This is a genomic window from Arthrobacter sp. YN, from assembly GCF_002224285.1.
Lineage (GTDB): Bacteria > Actinomycetota > Actinomycetes > Actinomycetales > Micrococcaceae > Arthrobacter.
This window is the reverse complement of sequence record NZ_CP022436.1, coordinates 589398-609436: the sequence shown is the minus strand read 5'-3', so window position 1 is coordinate 609436 and position 20039 is coordinate 589398. Positions and strand designations below refer to the sequence as shown.

Genomic DNA, 20039 nt, shown 5'->3' with positions numbered 1-20039 from the left:
CGCGCTGAGTCGGGCGGCTCTTAGCCCATCTTCCACTTGTTGATGCGGTACGAGTTGGCCAACTGCTCGAAGAGTCCCGGATGCGCATCCCAGTACGTCTTGTGACCACTGACGCCGAGCATCTGTGGGGTTCCCCAGGGAGTCACGGAGAACAAGTTCACGGCCTGGATGGCTTCGCCACGGGCATTGGTGCAGGTGAAGCCGATGACTACTGCGGCACCACGGCGGAACTCACGGATTTCCGGCATGGACGTCTTGAAGTCAGAGGTGCACTTGTGGCCCACCAGGTTCTGGGGCAGCTCCGTGGCGGTCATGCCCTTGTATCGGGCTTCGATGTCCTGGATGGCCTTCTTGACCTCTGCCGGGTCCTTGCCGAACTTGCCTTCCTCGGACTCCGCAAAGAACGCGTAGGCGAGCGCGATGCCGTCGCCGTCGGCTTCTACCGTGCCCTGTGCCTTCTTTTGGATCTCTTCGCCAGTGGTGGGGTCCTTGGTGATGCCGAACGACTCGTCGTGGGTCCACTCGGCCAAGTACTGGAAGGAGGATTCGCCCGTGACCCACTTGCTGAACAGTGGATCGCCGTCCGCCGGAACGTTGCTGGGTCCGGCGAGCTCTTCCCACACGGCCGGCAGCGGGATGGCGCCGGCAGGGATATCACTCGACGCCGATGCGTCGCCTGATGGTTCAGCGTCGCCTGAGGGTTCAGCAGAAGGCTCGGACGCTGCCTCCGAAGCTTCGTCCGAGGATGTTGCCGACGGCGCCGGGGTCTCCACCGCGGTGGGCTTGGTCATCGACGGGATCAGCCAGGTGAACGCCACCACCAGCGCAATAATCACGACGACGGCGACACCACCGAGGATGAGGAACAGCGACTTCTTGTTGTGGTCGCCCGGGTTCTGGCCGGGTCCGGCAGGTCCGCCTGGGTAGCCCGGCTGGCCCGGGTATCCGGCACCCGGCGGAGGGAAGCCCTGCTGGCCCTGCTGTGCGTCCTGCTGCTGGCCTTCCGGCTGGTACATGGGCTGGGTCTGCCCCGGTTGGTACTGGCCGTACTGGCCCTGACCGGTGTCGTAGCGTGGCTGCGGCACGCCGTCGGGGTTGTAGGGAGGCTGAGGCGCTCCGTTGTTGTTGCTCATGGCGGGCCCTTTCGAAGGCAGTGAGTCACCGGGATGTTTCTGGGGACACCCGATGGATAGACCGGAAGAGGGGACCTGCTGAAGCGTGGGCGGCACATAAAAACCACCATGTCGATCCCCCGACCCACGGTGGTGGCACGCCTGCGCCGCCCCCAGCGTAGTCGAGTCCGAGGCGTCCACGGCAAGTCACAGCGAATATCCACATGGGCAGAACTACCCACATAAGCGGGATCACAGGATGTTAGGGCCGCAGATTGATGAAAGACTGGTGGCAGTGCATGAACAATCCCAGCCGGAGGCAAATATGGCAGAAGAAACCACGTCCACATCGGTTTATCGGAACGGCCACGAAATTGAATGCTGGCTCACGGACATGGACGGAGTCCTGGTTCATGAAAACCAGGCGATCCCCGGCGCAGCTGAACTCATCCAGCGCTGGGTAGATACGTCCAAGCGCTTCCTGGTCCTGACCAACAACTCCATCTTCACCCCACGCGACCTCGCAGCCCGCCTGCGCGCGTCCGGCCTGGAGGTTCCTGAAGAGAACATCTGGACGTCCGCGCTGGCCACGGCCCAGTTCCTCAAGGACCAGGTACAGTCCTCGGATTCGGGGAACCGCGCCTACACCATCGGCGAAGCCGGCCTGACTACCGCGCTGCACGAGGCCGGGTTCATCCTCACCGATACTGATCCCGACTTTGTGGTCCTTGGCGAAACCCGCACCTACTCCTTCGAAGCGATCACCATGGCCGTCCGCCACATCCTGGCCGGCGCCCGCTTCATCGCCACCAACCCCGACGCTACCGGTCCCTCCAAGGACGGCCCCATGCCGGCAACCGGTGCTATCGCGGCCATGATCACCAAGGCCACCGGCCGCGAGCCCTACATTGTGGGCAAACCGAACCCCATGATGTTCCGTTCAGCCATGAACCAGATCGATGCCCACTCCGAGACCACGGCCATGATCGGTGACCGCATGGACACGGACATCGTGGCGGGAATGGAAGCAGGCCTGCACACAGTCCTGGTGCTCAGCGGCATCACGCAGCGCGAGGAGATCGTTTCCTTCCCGTTCCGTCCCAACCAGATCCTGAACTCCGTGGCCGACCTCAAGAGCCAGATCTAAAAGGACTGAACCATGGCTGTGCTCAATCTGCGTCCTCTGGCCGGTGGCCGGATTCTCAGGGGGAGCCAGCCGTTCGGTTTGGATGCCGCTGCGACGTCGGGTTTCCTGGCGGAGCACGGCATCCAGGCAATCGTGGACCTGCGGAGTGAGCTTGAGCGCTCCTTGGTTCCGTGGCTGATCCCCAGCCATGAAGCAGTTCGAGACGACAAAGTCCACGACGACGGTGACCGGCCCGCCGCCGTCGTCCCGCCTGTCGTCGAACTCGTCAACAACCCGCTGGACCCGAACGCAATCGCCGGCTCGCTCCATGCGGTGGAGACAGCGGAGGATCTGGGCGAGCTGTACCTCGGCTGGATCAAGTTGCGTCCGGAGTGGGTCGCTGAAGCGCTGCGGCCGGTCGCCCGTGGCAAACGCACGCTGGTCCACTGTTCGCTGGGCAAGGACCGCACGGGAGTGGTGTCGGCAATCGCACTCCTGGCCGGTGGCGGATCAGAGGATGCCGTGGTGGAGGATTACACCACCACCACCCTCAGCCTTCCCACCATGCTGGAAGTCATGGCTGAAACGTGGCGACTGCATGTCCCCTCCACTCCTGCGGCCTATTTCAGCCCCGAACTGATGGTCCTGCAGAGCCCTGAAGCAGCGATGCGGCATTTCCTCGCTGCCTTCGCGGAGGAATTCGGCGACGCGCGGAGCTTCCTGCGCGAGGCGGGCCTCACCGCCGTCGAGGTTGAAGCGCTGCGTTAAGTGTGGCGCCTAAGCTAGTTCGGTCAATACCTAGGCCGGGCGGATGACCCTGCCATTCGGCTCCTGGTACGACGGCTCCTCAGGCTGGGGTGGGAGCGGCTGGAGTTCATCCTGGACCCGTTCCAGCAGTGGCCGGTACACGCCGCCGTTCCATTGCGGGCTGGCGTGGGCGGGCCGCGCGCCTTCGGTGCTGAGGGTGGGCAGGGCCATGTTGGCTCCGAAGACCTTGCTCCACCCGGCGCGCGCCGACTCATAGTCCACGGTGCCATCCTTGGGATTGCCCAAAAAGGCCATCTTGGCGCCACCGATCTTTCCGGCCAGGCGGAGTCCGTCAAAGTGGTAAATGTACGCCGACTCCGTCTGGATGAGCACGCTGGAAGGAGCGATGGGCGAGAGCTGTTCCAGGCTTTGGTCGAGGATTTGCCGCCATGTGCGCTCGTCCTTGTGCGCCACGCGCTCCCCCAGTTCGTAGCCGCCGCGGAGGACCGACGGGATGCGGAAGCCATTCTCGTACAGGAACACGACGCCGTCGAACCAGCTCTGGTCCAGGACGTCGGCGCGGCTGAACGGGCTCGAATCCAGAACGATCAGCTGCGTTTCCACGCCGTGCAGTTCCAAGAGGCGGGCGGCCACCTGGGTGGCGAGCATCCCGCCAAAACTGTGCCCGTAGAAGTAGAGCTTCTCCAGTTCCAGTTCGCGGACGTGCAGGATGATTTCCCGGACGATCTCGTCCACGTCCAGTCCCAGGTTGGAATATCCGACGGCGGCGAGGCGGCCGCGCTGGTGCAGGGCAGGACGCAGTGAGTTCAGAATCCACTGGGCTTCTTCCCAGCTTGTTTTGTACCCGGGGAACAGGATCCAGCTGGCTTTGGGGAAGTACAAGTCCGAGTACGGATCAGGAACCCGGAGGATCTTGGTAGCCCGCCGCTCGGCCTGGACACGACGGGTGAACAGCATGTCCCCGGCCAGCGCTGCGGACGCTCCGGCGGTGATGAGGAAGTTTCGGCGGGACGTCTTCTTGAGGCGGGCAGCGTAAGGCAGGATCCGGGCCCATGCGCCCGGATCCTCTGCCTTCTCCGGTTCAGGAGAAGCCGGCACGGGGAGGTTTTGGTCCACCTCCGCCGGTGCCGCGAGCTTCCCTATTTGAACGTCCACGCAGCAAGCATAGGCTTCGGAAGGTGGTGCCTCACAGCCCCGTAGTTTGTGTACAGCTGATGCCCTTAAGATGCGCCTTTAAGGTCGGGAGCTGTACAAAAACTCCTTAGTCGAGGCCGAGTTCGTCCTTGCCGAAAGCGAAGAGGTACGGCACGCCGGTTTCGGCTTCGATCTTCTCTTTGGCGCCGGTGCTACGGTCAACGATCACAGCGACGGCCACTACATTGCCGCCCGCTTTACGGACACCTTCGACGGCGGTCAGCGCGGACCCGCCGGTGGTGGACGTGTCCTCGAGGACCACCACGTTGCGGCCCTCAACGGAGGGGCCTTCCACCTGACGGCCCATGCCGTAGGACTTCTGGGCCTTGCGGACCACGAAGGCGTCCACGGCACGGCCGGCGTCGGCAGCCGCGTGCATCACAGCGGTTCCGACGGGGTCGGCACCCATGGTGAGTCCGCCCGCGCACTCAACTGACACGCCGGCGTCGTCGATCATTGCCAACATGACCTGGCCCACCAGCTTGGAGGCCTCGTGGTGCAGGGTGATGCGGCGGAGGTCAATGTAGTAGTCCGCTTCCTTGCCGCTGGAGAGGATCACCTTGCCGCGGACCACCGCCAGTTCCTTGATGAGTTCAAGAAGGCGGGCGCGGGCAGCAGCAGTATCAAGCGTGGAAGTCATGGCTCCTAGTTTAGTAGGAGTGACGTTCAGCGAGGCGCAGGGGCAGCCGTGGTGGAGCGGATCACCAAGCGGGGGTTGACCATTTGCTCACCGCTTGCCGGCTCTCCGTCCAGCTGTTGCAGCACAGCCTCCATGCAGCGGCGGCCGAGTTCCTCGAAGTCCTGCTTGATGGAGGTCAGGGGCGGCATGAAGAATTCAGCTTCCGGTTGATCGTCGTAGCCCACCACGCTGATGTCGCCGGGCACGTGGCGTCCCGCTTCCTGAACGGCGCGAAGGACGCCCACCGCCATCTGGTCGTTGGCTACGAAGACAGCGGTGATGCTGCTGTGCTGCAGGAGATCGCGGCCGGCACGGTAACCCGAGGCGGCATCCCACCCACCTTCCAGGAGGACGTCAGCTCCCAGCCCCGCAGCACCGAGCGCTTCCTGCCAGCCCTTAATGCGCTCCGCGGCGTCGATCCAGTGCGGAGGGCCCGAGATGTGGGCAATACTCCGGTGCCCCAGACCGATCAGGTGGTCGACGGCCAAGCGGGCTCCCAACCGTTGATCGAGGGAGGCGCCCGTCAGTTGGTTACCGGCTCCTGCACCCACGGCAACGATTGGCACGGGTACCGAAACGTCGCGGAGGACGGCCAGGACATCGGGGTGCGGAACCAGGATGACAATGCCGTCCACGGACTGGTTGCGGAAGTGCGCAATGGCATCGTTGATGCTTTCGCCGGTTACTTCGCGAAGATTGGCGATGCTGACGAAGTACCCTGCTTCCCTGCCCGCCTGTTCAACCCCCAGGAGCGTGTTCGCCGGACCAAACTGGCCCGTCTCGCACGCAAGTACCCCGATGGTCCTGGACCGCCGGGTCACCAGGCTGCGGGCTGCCGTGTTCCGTCTGTAGCCAAGGTGCGCGATGGCTGATTCCACGCGTTCCCGGGTTTTTCCACTGACGTTCGGATGGTTGTTCAGGACGCGGGAAACGGTTTGGTGCGAGACACCGGCCATCTTCGCAACGTCACCCATGACGGGAGGCCGGGCCGGCAGCGCGGGCGGGTCCAGCGGGACGGGCGAGCCCAACGGGGCCCCGGACTGTGCCCGGAGCCCCGCTGCGGGCGGATGTTCGCCGCGTGACATGCGTTCCTACTTAGCGTCGACGCCCACGGGCTCCGCTTTGGTAGCCGGAGCCGCTTCGGTGGCCGGAGGCGTGGTCTTCCACTTGAAGCGACGCCCCATGGTGGACCCTCCACCCGAACCGGTGCGGTTCTTGTTGAAGATGTCGAAGCCGACGGCGAGCAGGAGCACCAAGCCCTTGATGAGCTGCTGGTAATCGGTCCCCAGGCCGAGGATGGACATGCCGTTGTTCAGGACGCCCATGATCAGGCCACCGATCATGGCGCCCGCTACCGTGCCGATACCGCCCTGGACCGCTGCGCCACCAATGAACGCGGCGGCAATGGAGTCGAGTTCGAAGCCGGTACCACCGGCAGGCTGTGCCGAGTTCAGGCGGGCCGTGAACACCAGCCCGGCCAACGCGGCCAGGACACCCATGTTGACGAACAGGCGGAAGGTGACCTTCTTGGTCTTGATGCCGGAAAGCTCGGCGGCGTGGAGGTTTCCACCGATCGCGTAGGTGTGACGGCCGAAAATGCTGTTGTTCATCAGCGCCGAGTAGACGATCACCAGGACAGCCAGGACTATCAGGACAATCGGGGTTCCGCGGTAGCTGGCCAGCAGGAAGGTGATGATGAGCATCAGCACTGCGATGAAGCCGTTCTTGACGGCGAACCAGGCCATCGGCTCATTCTCGAGGTTGAACTTGCGGCGTACCCGGCGTTCCTTCAATGCCTGGAAGAGGATGGCTGCAGTACCGCCGACGCCGAGGATGACCGTCAGCCATTCCAGCACGGAGGTACCCCCGGAAATGTCCGGCAGGAAGCCGCCGCCCAGTGCACGGAGTTCGTTCGGGAAGGGGGTGATCTGCTGGTTCTTGAGGGTGATGAGGGTCAGGCCACGGAAGATGAGCATGCCGGCGAGGGTGACGATGAAGGCTGGAATGCCCACATAGGCAATCCAGTAGCCTTGCCACGCTCCCACCAAGGCACCAACCAGGAGGCAGGCCGGGATGGCGAGCCACCACGCCCAGCCCCAGTGCACGATCATCACGCCGGCCACAGCACCGATGAAGCCTGCGATGGACCCGACGGAAAGGTCAATGTGTCCGGCAATAATGACCATTACCATGCCAATGGCCAGGATCAGGATGTAGCTGTTTTGGACCACCAGGTTGGTGACGTTCTGCGGCTGCAGGAGGATGCCGTCGGTCAGGACCTGGAAAAGGATGACGATCAGGATCAGGGCGACGAAGATGCCAACCTGGCGGAGGCGGCTTGTGAGGAAGCCAAGGGATTCTCGTAGGGCGGACATGTTCGCTATTCCTTCTCTTGGGTCATGTAGTGCATGAGGGTTTCCTGGGTGGCTTCGGCGATGGGGACTTCGCCGGTGATGTGGCCTGCGGACAGCGTGTAGATCCTGTCGCAGATGCCCAGGAGCTCCGGAAGCTCAGAGGAGATCACAATGACTGCTTTCCCCGCGGCTGCGAGCTCGGCAATGATCGTGTAGATCTCAAACTTGGCGCCGACGTCGATTCCACGGGTTGGTTCGTCCAGAATCAGGACGTCCGGGTCTGAGAACATCCATTTGCTCAGGACCACCTTTTGCTGGTTTCCACCCGAGAGTTTGCCGGTGATGGCAGCAACGGAGGGAGCTTTGATGTTCATGCTCTTGCGGTAGTGGTTGGCAACGGTGGTCTCTTTGTTGCCGTCCACCCAGCCGCGCTTGGCCAGCTTGTTCAGTGCGGCCATGGAGATGTTGCGCTTGATGTCTTCGATCAGGTTCAGGCCGTAGTGCTTCCGGTCCTCGGTTGCGTAGGCGATCCCGTGCTCGATGGCGTCGGAAACGGTGGAAGTGTTGATCTCTTCCCCGTACTTGTAAACCTTGCCCGAGACTGCCCGCCCGTACGTCCGGCCAAAGACGCTCATGGCCAGCTCGGTCCGGCCGGCACCCATGAGGCCTGCCAGGCCTACAACTTCGCCCTTGCGGACGTTGAGGCTGGCATTTTTCACCACCATGCGGGAGTGGTCCTGGGGATGCTGGACTGTCCAATCCTCGATGCGGAGGACTTCCTCGCCGATATTGGGCGTCCGGTCCGGGTAGAGGCTTTCAAGGTCGCGGCCCACCATGCCACGGATGATGCGTTCCTGCGTGATCTGGCCCTGATCCAGCCGCAGGGTCTCGATGGACTTGCCATCGCGGATGATGGTGACGGCGTCTGCCACTTTGCGGATCTCGTTGAGTTTGTGGCTGATGATGATGCTGGTGACGCCCTGGCCCTTGAGGTGAAGGATGAGGTCCAGCAAATGGTCTGAGTCTTCGTCGTTCAGCGCCGCTGTTGGCTCATCCAAAATGAGGAGCTTCACCTCTTTGGACAGCGCCTTGGCGATCTCCACCAGTTGCTGCTTGCCAACACTGATGTGCTGGATGGGGGTCACCGGATTTTCGCTGAGGCCCACCCGGGCCAGCAGCTTGGCGGCTTCCAGATTGGTCTTCCGCCAGTCCACCCAGCCGTTCTTGGCCAGCTCATTGCCGAGGTAGATGTTCTCGGCGATGGACAGGTACGGGCTGAGGGCCAGTTCCTGGTGGATGATCACGATGCCGCGCTTTTCGCTGTCCGTGATGCTCGAAAATTCGCAGGGTTCGTTCTCGAAGAGGATGTCGCCGTCGAAAGTGTTGTGGGCGTAAACGCCGGAGAGCACCTTCATGAGGGTGGACTTCCCGGCGCCATTCTCACCACAGATGGCGTGAACCTCACCGCGGTTGACGTCCAGGGTGACGTCCTGCAGGGCTTTTACCCCGGGGAAGGTCTTGGTGATTCCTCGCATTTGAAGAATGGGTACGTTCATCGTCAATTCCCGCTGACTGGTTGGAACTTGGCCGGGCCGAGGACTCGACAGGCTCTAAGGGAGGCTGCGGTCCCGCCGCACTGCGCGCTGCAGCACAGGCGGCGGGACCACAGACCGGGAACTAGTTACTTGACGTCGGATTCCTTGTAGTAGCCCGAGTCGATGAGTTCCTTCTGGAAGTTGTCCTTGGTGATGATGACGGACTTCAGGAGGAAGGCCGGAACAACCTTGACCTTGTTGTTGTAGGTCTTGGTGTCATTGGTTTCCGGCTCGGTGCCCTTGAGGACAGCGTCCACCATCTTCACGGCCTGCGCGCCGAGCTGGCGGGTGTCCTTGAAGATCGTGGAGTACTGCTCGCCTGCGACGATGGACTTCACGGAGCCCTTTTCTGCATCCTGTCCGGTGACCACGGGAAGGCTTCCGGTGGAGTAGCCGCCGGTGCTGGTCAGGGCGGAAATGATACCGATGGAGAGACCGTCATACGGGGACAGGACGCCGTCCAGCTTGGTGCCGGAGCTGTAGGCCGAGGTAAGGATGTCTTCCATGCGCTTCTGGGCTACGGGTGCCTGCCAGCGGAGGATGGCTGCCTGCTCAAACTTGGTCTGGCCGCTGGGGACCTTCAGGGTGCCGGCATCCATGTATGGCTTGAGGGTGTCCATGGCGCCGGTCCAGAAGAAGTTGGCGTTGTTGTCGTCCGGACTTCCCGCGAAAAGCTCCACGTTGAACGGGCCCTTGCCCTCTACCTTCTTGCCGCTGGCGTCAACCAGGCCAAGCCCGGTCAGCAACGAAGTGGCCTGCTGGACCCCCACGGTGTAGTTGTCGAAGGTGGTGTAGTAGTCCACGTTCGGCGTCCCGTTGATGAGGCGGTCATAGGCGATGACCTTGACGTTCTGCTCCTTGGCTTTGGCCAGGACGTCGGTCAGGGTGGTGCCATCGATGGCCGCGATGATCAGGGCCTTTGCGCCCTTGGTCAGCATGTTCTCAATTTGGGAAACCTGCGTAGGAATGTCGTCGTTGGCGAACTGGAGGTCCGTCTTGTAGCCGAGGTCCTTCAGCGACTTCTCCACGTTGGCGCCATCTGCGATCCAGCGTTCGGAGGTCTGGGTGGGCATCGAAATGCCCACCAGGGAATCGCTGGGGTTCGCGCTGCTGGTGGACTCCGCAGTGCCTCCACGGCTTCCGCAGCCCGTGGCTCCCACGGTCAAGGTCAGGACAACCGCTACGGCGCCCAGGAGTTTTTTCAATCTCACGATGCTCTCCTTCCGCGGCAGCATTGCCGCGAACTCTGATGCAGCCGGAGCATCTGCGCGTCCGGCACGGTAAAGCTGGGTGGCCTGTGTGCTGGGGGCGGCACATGCCGGTGAAAAGTGATGCGAATGCCATTGTGAACGCTAACAATACCGTCGGTCAAGTGCCGTGGATCACGAATTGATTGCAGACTCGGGCCACCCCCGGAACTCTTGACTTGAAACGTTGTTAGCGTTCACAATTGGCGGCTTCACCCGGGTTGAACGTCCCGGACGGCAGGGCCAAGCATCCGGAGGACAGGAAAAAGCCCGGCACCGCTTTGTGGGCGGTACCGGGCTACGATCGCTCCTGGCGTGATGGCCGCGAGGAACTCTTCCCTGCTGGGAACAGGGAAATCAGAGGCGGGTGTCGAACGAATCGCAGAACACGTTCTGGTTGAACGTCCCCTGGAACCCGGACTTGCCCTGGATCTTGTGGATCGTGGCGCGAATGGCCTCGCGCGTTGCCGCGTGTGCGTGAATGGCGGTCTTGACCATGGGCACGTCGATCAAGTGGTTCGGCTGGTTCAAGGAGACGAACACTGTGGGAACCTCCGTGGCGTACCACGGGATCTCGGCGGCCATGGGCGAGGACCACTTGATCCGGATTGAGGCCTCCTGCGCGAAACCCTTCACATTCGCGAAGACGAAGGCGGCGTCGTAACGCTCCGCATAGTCGCCGGTGGCTTCCTCGGACAGGACCCGCATGAAGTTCATGCCGGCCTCCCCCTCGGCTTCGCGCTGCTCAGCGGTCCTGAAGACGCTGACCTCAAATCCTGCGGTTTCCAGTTCTTCGCGGACGGCGTCCAGGTAGGCCAGAGGATCGGCGCGCGTGAAGTCGGCACCGCCCGAGATGCCGTAGAGACGGATCCGCGGATGCGTCTGAGGGGTGATGGGCAGGTTGCGGGCGGTGTCCTTCACCAGCGTGACGGTTTTGTCAGCAACGTCCGCAGCGATGGCACGGTGGGCCTCACTGCCGATCACAGCGAGTGCCTCAACCGGGGGCACCAATTCCTGGCGCATATGCAGCCCGAGGCTCGCCTTGAGCCCAAGGATCCGCCGCAGGGCATCCTGCAAACGCTCCTCGCCGATGACCCCGGACTTGTAACCATCCAGCATGTACCCGAAGTCTTCTTCGAGGTTCCGGAAGAACAGGAACATGTCGCAGCCGGCCGCGATGGTCGCAGGTACAAGGTCGCGCCGTTTCATGGCCTGCGTCAGACCCACCATCAGGGACGCATCCGTCAGGACCAGCCCGTTGAAACCGAGTTCGCCACGCAGCAGATCCTGCAACAGCTCAGGCGCCAGCGTCGCAGGGAGGATTTCAGCGTCCGACAAGCCTGGCCGGAAATGCCGGGAAACCTCGGGAGCGCCGATGTGGCCAACCATAATGGACTGCACGCCATGCCCGATCATCTCGCGGTACACGTGCCCGTAACTGGCGTTCCACTCCTCGTAGCCAAGGGTGTTGTACGAGGTCACTACGTGCTGATCGCGCTCATCAATCCCGTCCCCCGGGAAGTGCTTCATGGCACAGACGGTGGGTGATTCACTGATGCCGTCGAAGTACTCCTTGGCCCGCTCCACCACAATCTCCGGGGTGTTGCCGAAAGCCCGCGTGGAAATGACCGTGTTGCGCCAGTTGTAGTGAATGTCCACGATCGGCGCGAACGCCCAGTTGCAGCCCAGCGCGGCAGTTTCGACGCCGGCCACCTGGCCCATTTGCCGCGCAATGGCCTTGTCCGGATGCGAGCCCGCCTGCAGGTGCGTAGAAACGAACGTGCCGTCGTCGCAACTGCCGGCGCCACCCATCTCCGGATTGGACGCGATCAGCAGCGGAATCCGGGTTTTGGACTGGGCGTAACGGATGTGTTCCTGCACGGCAGAAGAGGGCCCCGGCCGGTACCGCATACCGCCCACGTGGAAGTTCTCCAGCACGCCGTCGAGATATGCCGGGGAGTAATCGTTGTTGTGATTGATGAACAGCTGGCCGATCTTCTCTTCCAGCGTCATGGAGCCAATGGTGCTCTCCACCCACTCCACCGCGGCGTCATCCAGGTTGTAGGGAGCCGCTGCCAAATCCACCAAGTGCGGCCCGGCAGACCCTGCGGACTGGCCTGTCAGCGCGGCATGTACGTCATTCACGATGTCCTCCACGGGCGATGCGATGTCCACGTCGATCCCGGCTTCGTCGTCCTCGAGCGGTTCCAACGCAGCCAGTTGCGACTCCAGCAGCGAGGCCGGCATGAAATGCCCGGGACGGGCACTCACACGGGCATTCAGCAACTCACGGGTGCCGTGCAGGTGCACGAACACCACGGATGGGTCGGCGCTGCGGATGATGTCGCGGTACGAGCGCTTGAGCGCGCTGCACGCGATGACAAGAGCAGAGTTCGACGCCGGGAACCGCCTGCCGATTTCAGCCAGCCAGGGTGCGCGGTCGTCGTCGTTCAGCGGAGTACCTGCGGCCATCTTGTCGATGTTCGCTTGGGAATGCAGCGAATCGCCGTCGAGGAATCCAGCACCGAGGCGTTCGGCGAGGGCGGCACCAACGGTGCTCTTGCCGCAGCCGGCCACGCCCATCACTACGATGTGGTGGCCGCGCCCGCTTGCAAAGGAAACAGGTTTACCAGTCATGGACAGTGCCGTCCACGAGGCGGTTGTACGGCAAGTAGGCCTGCTGGTACGGGAACGCGGCGGCGGCTTCCTCGTTGAACTCGACGCCGATGCCGGGGTTGTCGCCGGGGTGCAGGTAGCCGTCCTTGAAGGTCATGGACTGCTGGAAGACCTCGTTGGTCTTGTCAGAGTGCTGCATGTATTCCTGGATCCCGTAGTTGTGGATGGCCAGGCCGACGTGCAACTGGGCGGCGAAGCCCACCGGGGAGATGTCCGTGGGGCCGTGGAAGCCGGACTTGATCTGGTACTGCGCGGCGAAGTCCATGACCTTCTTCAACGGGGAGATGCCGCCGAAGTGGGTGGAGGCTGCGCGGACGTAATCGATCAGCTGTTCCTTGATGAGGGTCTGGAAGTCATACACGGTGTTGAAGATTTCGCCGATGGCCAGCGGGGTGGTGGTGTGCTGGCGGACCAGGCGCAGCCCTTCCTGGTTCTCGGCCGGGGTGCAGTCCTCCAACCAGAAGAGGTCGTACGGTTCCAGGGCCTTGCCAAGCTTGGCCGCCTGGATGGGCGTCATGCGGTGGTGGCCATCATGCAGCAACGGGATTTCCGGGCCGAACTCGTTGCGCACTGCCTCAAAAACGGTGGGCAGGTGGCGCAAGTAGGCGCGGGTGTCCCAGTCTTCTTCCAACGGGAAGTTGCCACGGCCGGCGGGCTCGTAGTCGTACCGTTCGCCCGAGGCCTGGGCTTGCGCGGCAACACCGTAGACGGCTTTGATGCCAGGGACCGCGGTCTGGATGCGGATGGACTTGTAGCCCAGCTCCAGGTGTTCGCGAACAGAGTCGAACAGCGACGGAATGTCAGCGCCGGATGCGTGGCCGTAGGCGCGCAGCCCGTTACGGGAAGCGCCGCCCAGCAGCTGATACACCGGCAGGCCGGCAACCTTGCCCTTGATGTCCCACAGTGCCATGTCGACGGCGGCAATGGCCGCCATGGTGACGGGCCCGCGGCGCCAGTACGAGCTGCGGTACAGGAACTGCCACGTGTCCTCGATCCTGTGCGGATCCTTGCCGATCAGGAGCTGCGCAACGTGTTCCTTGAGGTACGCAGCTACCGCGAGTTCCCGGCCGTTGAGGGTGGCGTCTCCGATGCCCGTCACACCGTCCTCCGTGGTGATGCGCAAGGTGACGAAGTTGCGGGACGGGCTGGTCACAAAGACTTCAGCGGCAATGATTTTCACAGCTTTTCCTTTCGGGATGTGGCTGGGGTGAAGGGTTAGGTTGGATTACCGCTTATGGCAACCGGTTGCGCCTGTGGTACAAACGCTTTGCCGAGCCGATGGACCAGCTCCACTACCGGGGGCTCCCCCGCAAGCCCGGCATCCAGCAGCGACATCAGGGCAGCAATGCGGTCAAGGCTGGAAAGCTGGTTGGCCTGCTCCACCTCCGAAGCGCGGGGGTCCTGAAGGCCGGGGTTCGACTCCACGTAAGCAGCCCAGACGGCGATCATCCTGGCTGCAGCTTCACCGGTTCGCCCTGATGCGCGTTCGGCGCGGAGTACGGGGACGGCCCGCATGCGCAGCTTGGTGCTGGCGTCCACGGCGATCTGGGCCAAGTGGTGTGCAATCCGGGAGTTGCCAAAGCGCTCCAGGAGCGCCTCCCTGTAGTCGGGAATGCCCAGATCGTCACCGGTAAGGTGCCTGGACGCTTCGTCCCAGAAATCTTCAACAGCTCGCAGGCATACCGGATCGGCCAGGGCTTCGGCCACCGTGGAGTGCCCACGCAGTTGCCCGGCGTAGGCCAGGATGGAGTGCGCACCATTGAGAAGCCAGAGCTTGCGGTTTTCATAGGGCGCAATGTCGTCCACAAAGACAGCCCCGGCGTCCTCCCACCGCGGACGGCCTGCAGGGAAGTCTCCGCTCAGTACCCAGTTGCGGAAAGGTTCGGTGACCACGGGAGCGTCGTCCCGGTAGCCGCACTTTTCACTCACCAGGGCAACGTCATCCGCAGTTGTTCGGGGCGTAATCCGGTCAACGGACGTGCTCACGAAGCTCACGTTCGCCTCGATCCAGGCGGCCAGGCCGCCGTCGAACCCTCTGGCAATACCCAGCACGCCATCCCGGGCGACGCTTCCGTTGTCCGAGAGGTTGTCGCACGACACTACCGCCAGCGGACCGGCGTCGGCATCCTTACGCGCGGCGAGACCCGAGACCAATCGGCCCAACGGCGTCGTGGGTTCCTGACCGGACAGCAGCGGGGCGTCGTCGGCACCGGGGCCGTACGCCGCTTCGGTGATGGTCAGGGTGACCACGGCGGTCTGCGGCGCGGCGACCAGTTCAACCAGCCGGCCGACATTGGCGCCATCCACCGCTTCGACGATGCTGCCCACTACCTCGAAGGAGTCGCCGGCATCGGATCGCTCCACCACGGTAAACAGACCGTCCTGCGCGGCGAGGACATCGGCGGCGTCCGGTCGGCGTCCGGTGAAGGAGGCGATGCCCCACTCCCCCGCGTCGCCGGCGTGCTGCGTGTACCAGGCCTGATGCGAACGGTGGAAGGCCCCCAGGCCCAGGTGCACCATGCGGACCGGCGCATTAACGGCAGGCCGGGACTCGCGGTTGAGACGCGGCAGTGCGGCGCTCACAGCTTGAACACCCTGCGTGGCGAGGAATCGACGACGTCGAGAATCAGCTCGTGCGCGCGGTCTTCCGTGACGCGGTGCTCGGCTACAAGGCGCGCGAGGAAGGACGCTTCGATCCTGCGGGAGGCGTCATGCCGTGCGGGAATGGAGCAGAAGGCGCGGGTGTCATCGATGAAGCCGGAGGACCGCGAGAAGCCGGCGGTTTCTGTCACCGCGGAGCGGAAGCGCAACATGGCGTCGGGCGCATCCAGGAACCACCACGGGGCGCCGATGTACACGGACGGGTAGAAACCGGCCAGCGGCGCGAGTTCGCGGGAAAACACTGTCTCGTCCAGCGTGAAGAGCACCAGATGGAAATCCTTGGCCGTGCCGAAGTCCTGCAGCAACGGACGGATGGCCTCGGTGTAGTTCACGGCGAAAGGAATGTCGTGACCGGTATCCGCGCCAAAGGACTCGAACGTGGGACCGTGGTGGTTCCGGTAGGAGCCCGGGTGGATGGTCATGACCAATCCGTCTTCCACGGACATCCGGGCCATCTGGTACATCATGTGGGCCTCGAACGCGTCGCGGTCTTCCGCAGTTGCACTGCCGGCGCGCGCTTTCTCAAAGAGGGCCTCCGCTTCCCGGGGGTCAAGCTTGAGGGTTGCCGGGGTGCGGACGCCATGGTCCGCCGATACCGCGCCATGCTCCACGAAATAACGACGCCGGTTTTCCAGGGCCGCGATGTAGCCGGCGTAGCCAGTGGCGCCGTCAGCCGCGGTCTGGATGAGCCGATCGACGTTGGCACTCCAGCTGGGGTGGGCCACATTCAGGTAGGCGTCCGGGCGGAACGTGGGTACGACGCGGCCGTTGAAGCTCGGATCTTCGGTGAGTGCCTTGTGGCTGGCCAGAGTGTCCAGCGGATCATCCGTGGTGGCGAGGACCTCGATGTTGAAGTCCTTGAAGAGCTGCCGCGGGCGGAAGTCCGGTTCCATCAACTTGGCAGCAATAGCGTCGTAACTTGCATCTGCGGACAGCTCACTGAGGTCGGCTCCGAGCTTGAACACATCGTTGAACTGGGTGCGCAGCCAATACCCGGAGGCCGTGCCCTCGAACAGGGGCCAGGCTTCAACGAACTGTCGCCAGATCTCCCGGGACTCCGGCGCGGACGCGGCGCCGACCAGCAACTGATCCATCGGAACTCCGTTGGCGTGGATCAGGCGGGTGACGTAGTGGTCCGGGCTGACCAGGAGCGCTGCGGGATCGGGGAACGGGGTGTTCTGCTCGATGACTGCGGCGTCAACGTGGCCGTGCGGGGAAATGATGGGCAGGTCCTGGACGCGCTCCAGCAAGGACCGCGCGATGCCGCGCGTCCCGGGATCTGCGGGCAGGAGCCTGTCAGGGTGTGCTGCGATGGACTGTGACATAGGTCAATCTTGGCGGTCCGGTCCAACTTTTGTCAACCGGTTGCCAAAAATTGCCAACTAGTTGCTGAGTGGCCGTCCATCACGGCCAATGGCGCTCCTCAGGTGGGGCTAAACCAACAGCCGCCCACTGGAGCCGCGCACCACGAGTTCCGTCTCCACCCGGACAGCTTCGCCCGGGGCCTCCTGGCCTTGGAGCATGTCCAGCAGGATGGTCACGGCACGGGTGCCGCACTCCCCCAACGGCGAGCGCACTGTGGTCAATGCGGGAGTAGTGAAATCGGCGCCGAAGATGTCGTCAAAGCCAACAATGCTGATCTGGTCCGGGACGCGCATGCCGCCGGCCTGCAGTTCCTGCATCAAGCCAATGGCCAGGAGGTCGTTGTAGGTGATCACCGCCGTCGCCCCGCTCTCCAGGACGTCGCGCGCAACCTGCCGGCCGCCGTCGACCGTTGGTTTGGACGACTCGAGGCGCACCGCGCTGAGCTTGGACCATTCGGCGGCGGCTTTGACGCCTTCCCAACGGCGGGCCGTCATCCAGGACTGCTGGGGGCCGGCGACGTAAGCGAGCTTTTCGTGGCCATTGGCGGCCAGGCTGCGCACGGCTTCGCTGATGCCCTTGTTGACGTCGGGAACAACGCACGGCACGCCTTGGATCTCGCGGTTGATGACGGCCACGGGTTTGTCAGCGGCCAGGGCGCGGATGTGGTCATCGTCCATGCGGGGGCTGGCCAGGATGAGTCCGTCCACGGTGCTCAGCAGGCGCCGGGCGGCGGTGACTTCCGTCTCCGGCGACTCCGCGGATTCCGCCAAAACCAGAGTGTAATCGCGGGCTGAGCCGGTGGTTTCGGCGCCGCGGATGATGTCGAAGAACGTGGGGTTGGTGATGTCCGCAACGATCAAGCCGATGGTCTGGGTGCGGCCGGTGGGCAAGGCCCGCGCGAAGGGGTTGACCTGATAGTTCAGCTCCGCAGCCGCATCCTCAATGATCTTCTGCGTCTTGGCGCTAACGCGGCCGGGCTTGCTCAGCGCGCGGGACACAGTGGAGGGATTCACGCCCGCCAGCTTCGCGATGTCGTAAATCGTGGCAGACGACTTATCCCCCCGGCCTCGTTTGGTGGGGGTGGTTGCTGTTCCAGTGCTCGTCACGTCAGTCACCGCTCCATCGTAGACCGCATGGCAACAAAAAAGGCCGGTTGCCAAATAAATCAGCAACCGGCCCGTTTCGCGCTTTGTCAGGAACGCTCGGGGAACTTGCCCTCTTCCGCGATGCGCTTGTTCAACTCGTGCAGGAATTCGTCCTCATCAAAGTCCAGCGATACTTCCTTGCCGGTCCAGGCTGAGAGGTGGATGGCGTTGGCCAGGCGGACACCGTTGATGCCATCGGACCCCGGGGCCAGCAGAGGCGTACCGTCCAGGATGTTGGCAGCGAAGTTCTCCAGGACACCTGCGTGCTGGCCGCCCCACACGGACTCGAATTCGATGACCTCGCTGGTGTATAGCTCGTCGCGGTTCAGCTGGCCCATGAAGAGCTTGCGGACATCGTCCATGCCCATCGAATCGCTGATGTCCCGTTCCGGTTTGACCAAGCGGGTGACGGTGGCAACCTTGCTGCCCTCCACCACGATCTTGCCCTGGTCGCCCAGGATTTCGAACCGGTCCGTTCCCACGATGTCGTGGGTGGCCGTCACGAAAACGCCAGTGGCGCCGTTGCCGTAATCCACTACCGCGGTGACCTCATCCTCGACGGCGATATCGCGGCGGAAGCCGAACGCCACCTTCGAGTACACGGACTTGGGGACGCCGCAGATCCACTGCCAGAGGTCCAGCTGGTGCGGTGCCTGGTTGACCAGGACGCCGCCGCCTTCGCCGCCCCAGGTGGCGCGCCATTCGCTGGAGTTGTAGTAGCCCTGGGGACGCCACCAGTTGGTGATGATCCAGTTGGTACGCCGGATGCTGCCAATCTCGCCGTTATCGACGATTTCCTTGAGCTTCTTATACAGCGGGTTGTTGCGCTGGTTGAACATGATGCCGAAGGAGAGCTCCGGCTTGGAGGCCGCGAACTCGTTAAGCTCCTTGACCTGCTTGGTGTAGACGCCGGCGGGCTTCTCCACCAACGCGTGGATATTGCGCTTGAGTGTCTCGATGCCCATCTCCGGGTGCAGGAAATGCGGCACGCAGGTGACGATCGCGTCCACGGAACCGCTCTCCAGCATCGCGATGTAATCCTCGAAGAACGGGACATCCGGGTACTGGGACGCGGCAAGCTCCTTCTTGGCGGGATCGATGTCGCAGATGGCGGCGATCTCCATGTTCGGCACGAGGCCGTCGGCGATGAACCTGGCGTAAGCGCCGCCCTGCTGGCCCAGGCCGATGATGCCGAGGCGTACTTTCTTGCTCATGACTGCAATCTCCCGTGTCTAAGAACTGAAACTTGTTGAATTCTGGAAAAGGTCGGCGTGGCCCATGGCCACCAGGTTGTCGTATGAGGTCTGGAGCGCATCCCATACGGTCCGCCCATAGAGCTCGTCCTGCTCCACCAAGAGGTACCTGGCACCCGCGGCCACGGCGGCAGGAACGATGGACGGGAAGTCCAGGTTGCCCTCTCCCACTTCGGCGAACTGCACCACGTTGCGGAACTCGGCCATGAAGCCGGGAAAATCGCCCTTCTCCAGGAGCCCGAAGGACGATTCCGGCAGTTGACCGATCCTGTAGTCCTTGAGGTGCACCATGGCAGTCTTGCCCGCGTATTTTTCGACGGTGCGGACAGGGTCCAAGCCACCGCGCTGGACCCAGTGGACGTCGATTTCCATGCCCATGGCCGGTGAGTTCCCAGCGATGATGTCCAGCATGTACTTGCCGTCAAATTTCGCGAACTCAATGTGATGGTTGTGGTAGTACAGGCTGATGCCGTGCTCCTGGAGGCGTTCAGCGTAGCCGTTGGCCTGCTTGGCGAATTCAACCACCGAGTCCAAGGACCTCATGGCCCCGAACGGAAGCATCCCGATGCGCAGCAAGGAAGAGTCCAAGCGCTTGGCGTCGTCCACAATCTTGTCGAAGTTGTCCGCCAGTGATTCCACGGGCATGCCCTTGCGGCCTTCGATATTGACCGAAAGCGCTGCAATGTCCATGCCGAGCTCCGTGCGGGAGCGGTCCAGTTCACCCACGTTCTCCGGAGTCATGGGGATTTGGGAAATTTCGACGGCGTTATAGCCGATCGCGCTGACCTTGCGGAGCGTTTCGAACGCTCCGACGTCGGCAAAACTGTCCTTCAGCATCATGGCTTGGACGCCTATTGTGGCCAC

16 protein-coding genes are annotated in these 20039 nt (G+C 63.1%); 2 read left to right on the top strand and 14 right to left on the bottom strand.

Going from position 1 to position 20039, the window contains the following annotated elements; genetic code table 11:
• Positions 1–20 precede the first annotated feature (20 nt).
• Positions 21–1133, bottom strand: a complete 1113-nt coding sequence (locus tag CGK93_RS02905) for a hypothetical protein (protein ID WP_089593526.1) — start codon at positions 1131–1133, stop codon at positions 21–23.
• Between the two features lie 304 nt (positions 1134–1437).
• Here CGK93_RS02905 and CGK93_RS02900 point away from each other — a divergent pair, with 304 nt between their 5' ends.
• A complete protein-coding gene (locus CGK93_RS02900; RefSeq protein WP_035761154.1) occupies positions 1438–2259 on the top strand; it encodes an HAD-IIA family hydrolase in 822 nt (273 codons plus the stop codon).
• 12 nt (positions 2260–2271) lie between these two features.
• Entirely contained in the window at positions 2272–3006 is a 735-nt protein-coding gene (locus CGK93_RS02895) for a tyrosine-protein phosphatase (protein ID WP_089593524.1), read from the top strand.
• Positions 3007–3036: 30 nt separating this feature from the next.
• On the opposite strand, the gene CGK93_RS02890 is transcribed toward CGK93_RS02895, so the two are convergent.
• The 13 genes from CGK93_RS02890 to CGK93_RS02830 all read right to left on the bottom strand — a co-directional run bounded on the left by CGK93_RS02890 (position 3037) and on the right by CGK93_RS02830 (position 20039).
• Entirely contained in the window at positions 3037–4161 is a 1125-nt protein-coding gene (locus tag CGK93_RS02890) for a thioesterase domain-containing protein (protein ID WP_089593523.1), read from the bottom strand.
• Positions 4162–4267: 106 nt separating this feature from the next.
• A complete protein-coding gene (gene pyrE / locus CGK93_RS02885) occupies positions 4268–4840 on the bottom strand; it encodes an orotate phosphoribosyltransferase (RefSeq protein WP_089593522.1) in 573 nt (190 codons plus the stop codon).
• Positions 4841–4866: 26 nt separating this feature from the next.
• Positions 4867–5853: a LacI family DNA-binding transcriptional regulator gene (locus CGK93_RS02880; RefSeq protein ID WP_089597140.1), complete on the bottom strand. Its 987-nt coding sequence runs from the start codon at positions 5851–5853 to the stop codon at positions 4867–4869.
• Between the two features lie 117 nt (positions 5854–5970).
• Complete coding sequence (gene mmsB / locus CGK93_RS02875; protein ID WP_089593521.1) at positions 5971–7254, bottom strand: multiple monosaccharide ABC transporter permease; 1284 nt, start codon at positions 7252–7254, stop codon at positions 5971–5973.
• Between the two features lie 5 nt (positions 7255–7259).
• Positions 7260–8789 (bottom strand): multiple monosaccharide ABC transporter ATP-binding protein, encoded by a 1530-nt coding sequence (gene mmsA, locus CGK93_RS02870; protein WP_089593520.1) that lies wholly within the window; start codon positions 8787–8789, stop codon positions 7260–7262.
• A 125-nt stretch (positions 8790–8914) separates the two neighbouring features.
• On the bottom strand, positions 8915–10039 hold the full coding sequence (chvE, locus tag CGK93_RS02865) for a multiple monosaccharide ABC transporter substrate-binding protein (RefSeq protein WP_354514047.1): 1125 nt from the start codon (positions 10037–10039) through the stop codon (positions 8915–8917).
• A gap of 393 nt (positions 10040–10432) precedes the next feature.
• Entirely contained in the window at positions 10433–12712 is a 2280-nt protein-coding gene (locus tag CGK93_RS02860) for a gluconokinase, GntK/IdnK-type (protein ID WP_089593518.1), read from the bottom strand.
• Positions 12702–13931, bottom strand: a complete 1230-nt coding sequence (gene manD, locus CGK93_RS02855; RefSeq protein ID WP_089593517.1) for a D-mannonate dehydratase ManD — start codon at positions 13929–13931, stop codon at positions 12702–12704. The genes CGK93_RS02860 and manD overlap by 11 nt, the downstream gene beginning before the upstream one ends.
• 35 nt (positions 13932–13966) lie before the next feature.
• Positions 13967–15271 carry a mannitol dehydrogenase family protein gene (locus CGK93_RS02850; RefSeq protein ID WP_089597138.1) on the bottom strand — a complete coding sequence of 435 codons (1305 nt, stop codon included), beginning with the start codon at positions 15269–15271 and terminating at the stop codon, positions 13967–13969.
• Between the two features lie 59 nt (positions 15272–15330).
• Entirely contained in the window at positions 15331–16737 is a 1407-nt protein-coding gene (gene uxaC, locus CGK93_RS02845; RefSeq protein ID WP_089593516.1) for a glucuronate isomerase, read from the bottom strand.
• A 108-nt stretch (positions 16738–16845) separates the two neighbouring features.
• A complete protein-coding gene (locus CGK93_RS02840) occupies positions 16846–17892 on the bottom strand; it encodes a LacI family DNA-binding transcriptional regulator (protein WP_089593515.1) in 1047 nt (348 codons plus the stop codon).
• Between the two features lie 77 nt (positions 17893–17969).
• A complete protein-coding gene (locus CGK93_RS02835; protein ID WP_089593514.1) occupies positions 17970–19136 on the bottom strand; it encodes a Gfo/Idh/MocA family protein in 1167 nt (388 codons plus the stop codon).
• 18 nt (positions 19137–19154) lie between these two features.
• Complete coding sequence (locus tag CGK93_RS02830) at positions 19155–20039, bottom strand: sugar phosphate isomerase/epimerase family protein (protein ID WP_232481527.1); 885 nt, start codon at positions 20037–20039, stop codon at positions 19155–19157.

Coding starts and splice junctions, on each gene's coding strand:
- CGK93_RS02905 (WP_089593526.1), bottom strand. CDS start 1,133: ATGAGCAACAACAACGGAGCGCCTCAGCCTCCCTACAACCCCGACGGC.
- CGK93_RS02900 (WP_035761154.1), top strand. CDS start 1,438: ATGGCAGAAGAAACCACGTCCACATCGGTTTATCGGAACGGCCACGAA.
- CGK93_RS02860 (WP_089593518.1), bottom strand. CDS start 12,712: ATGACTGGTAAACCTGTTTCCTTTGCAAGCGGGCGCGGCCACCACATC.
- CGK93_RS02880 (WP_089597140.1), bottom strand. CDS start 5,853: ATGGGTGACGTTGCGAAGATGGCCGGTGTCTCGCACCAAACCGTTTCC.
- uxaC (WP_089593516.1), bottom strand. CDS start 16,737: ATGTCACAGTCCATCGCAGCACACCCTGACAGGCTCCTGCCCGCAGAT.
- mmsB (WP_089593521.1), bottom strand. CDS start 7,254: ATGTCCGCCCTACGAGAATCCCTTGGCTTCCTCACAAGCCGCCTCCGC.
- CGK93_RS02835 (WP_089593514.1), bottom strand. CDS start 19,136: ATGAGCAAGAAAGTACGCCTCGGCATCATCGGCCTGGGCCAGCAGGGC.
- CGK93_RS02895 (WP_089593524.1), top strand. CDS start 2,272: ATGGCTGTGCTCAATCTGCGTCCTCTGGCCGGTGGCCGGATTCTCAGG.
- CGK93_RS02850 (WP_089597138.1), bottom strand. CDS start 15,271: ATGGTGCACCTGGGCCTGGGGGCCTTCCACCGTTCGCATCAGGCCTGG.
- pyrE (WP_089593522.1), bottom strand. CDS start 4,840: ATGACTTCCACGCTTGATACTGCTGCTGCCCGCGCCCGCCTTCTTGAA.
- mmsA (WP_089593520.1), bottom strand. CDS start 8,789: ATGAACGTACCCATTCTTCAAATGCGAGGAATCACCAAGACCTTCCCC.